1 protein-coding gene is annotated in these 1,757 nt (G+C 37.0%); it reads right to left on the bottom strand.

Annotated features, from left to right (window positions below):
* Positions 1-480 precede the first annotated feature (480 nt).
* Positions 481-936, bottom strand: coding sequence for a hypothetical protein (locus tag H131_RS22870; RefSeq protein ID WP_155242543.1), 456 nt, complete (start codon positions 934-936; stop codon positions 481-483).
* Between the last annotated feature and the right edge of the window lie 821 nt (positions 937-1,757).

The following is a 1,757-nucleotide window of genomic DNA, read 5'->3' as shown; positions in this document are numbered from 1 at the left end:
TCAAACAGGAATGCTGCGCCTTTAGTTTAAGTACTTTTCTTCACAATCTCCACGTCCAATTTAATTCTTGTATTTTTATTCAATTAAATGGCCCTTTCCATGAATAAAGACGCTTTCCCTATTACGGAAAAGCGCCCAATTGTTGAAGATATCTATTAGCTCACCAAACATATAGCTATTCACTTCAGTAAACCCTTAAACTTCAAGGGCTTCTCCTATAACTAAAAGGGAAATAAGCGCTGACCCTTGCTAGGATCAACGCATCTCGTTAGTAATAATCGAAAAATATTTACCTTTTAAGGTAGAGTTACTGTAAAGCAGATTGAGAGATTTAGACGGTTGGTTTTTCTCTTTATCTGAGAAGTTATACGTATATATTTTGTATATATTTCCTCGTTTTCATGATCATGAAAAAGTTAGGCTCTGCCTAACCCCACAACCATTTTGGGGGCACTTTTTCCTTAAATAAAGTATAAACATTTAGTCATAGGGATATATATCACTCTGACAATATTGGGAGGTAGGTCTCCAACGACCATTTCTACAATAATACCTTCTATCACCAATACAAGTTGTGGACCCTTCTTGACATGGGCCCATACCTGAACCATATTGTGGCCATGTTGGTGTATTATCACTCTGACAATATTCGTAGGTAGGTATCCAACGACCATTTCTACATACAAAATACATATCACCAACACAAGTTGTGGACCCTTCTTGACATGGGCCCATACCTGAACCATATTGTGGCCATAGCTGTGGACTATAACCATATTCTGGCCATGTTGGTGTATTATCACTCTGACAATATTGGGAGGTAGGTCTCCAACGACCATTTCTACATACAAAATATATATCACCAACACAAGTTGTGGACCCTTCTTGTTGACATGGGCCTATATCATCAGGAAAAGAACCATATTGCCAAGTCATCAAAGTCACTTCCTTTTTTCTTTTTTATAAACCATATATAACCGTCAGGTAACTTTGAACACTTTACTGAAAAATAGTGTTCAGTCTTATTCAGCATTTTCAGGTAAGAAAGTGTTCATTTCTACTTGGCAGTTACACCATATTCTAAGTTATGAAATGGAAATGATTACTACTAGGCCATCTTCATCATATTGGCATAATTGGACCAGATGGCAACTCAGGGAGGCTAAAACGTCTTTTGTAGATATTGCAGATGGATCAAAAAGAACACTAAGGTATCCAATTCAACTTATCGAATATTTGTCGAATCTCAAAGTCGTCAAACGGTTTCAGGAACTGTATATGTAAGAGGAGTTTCGAGTAGGAGGGAGTGATTAACTCCCGACCTCTCACACCACCGTACGTACGGTTCCGTATACGGCGGTTCCATGAAGTCTGACGGACAGCGATTTTGTATCTCCCTGTCCGTTTGCTCAGACTGTAAATAAAGTTGAGCAAGTATCATAGTATGCAATATTTTATACAAGTTCCAGGTAGTAAGACTGCCTTAAAACGCTGTCAAATCAACGATGTATAAAATCTTGTATACACAATAAAAAGTGATTCAAATGAAAAGGCAGTAGTGACCGTTCTTATTGTAGCTTTGGAATAAAGGTTGATTAAAAAATATCCCTCAATCCTTATCTAATAGTAACTTCAAAAACTCCCTTTTGAAAAAAGATTGTTCAAAATGGAGTTACTCTTTTTAGATATGTATGAGATTTTTACAAAAAAGTTTGTTCATTTTCCAGCTATGTTGTTCCACAATCGCGCCCGATTGT

Origin of the sequence: Lysinibacillus sphaericus OT4b.31, from assembly GCF_000392615.1 — a bacterium.
GTDB classification, from domain to species: Bacteria; Bacillota; Bacilli; order Bacillales_A; family Planococcaceae; genus Lysinibacillus; species Lysinibacillus sphaericus_B.
Note: the sequence above shows the minus strand (reverse complement) of the source record. Positions and strands in the feature narration are given on the sequence as shown.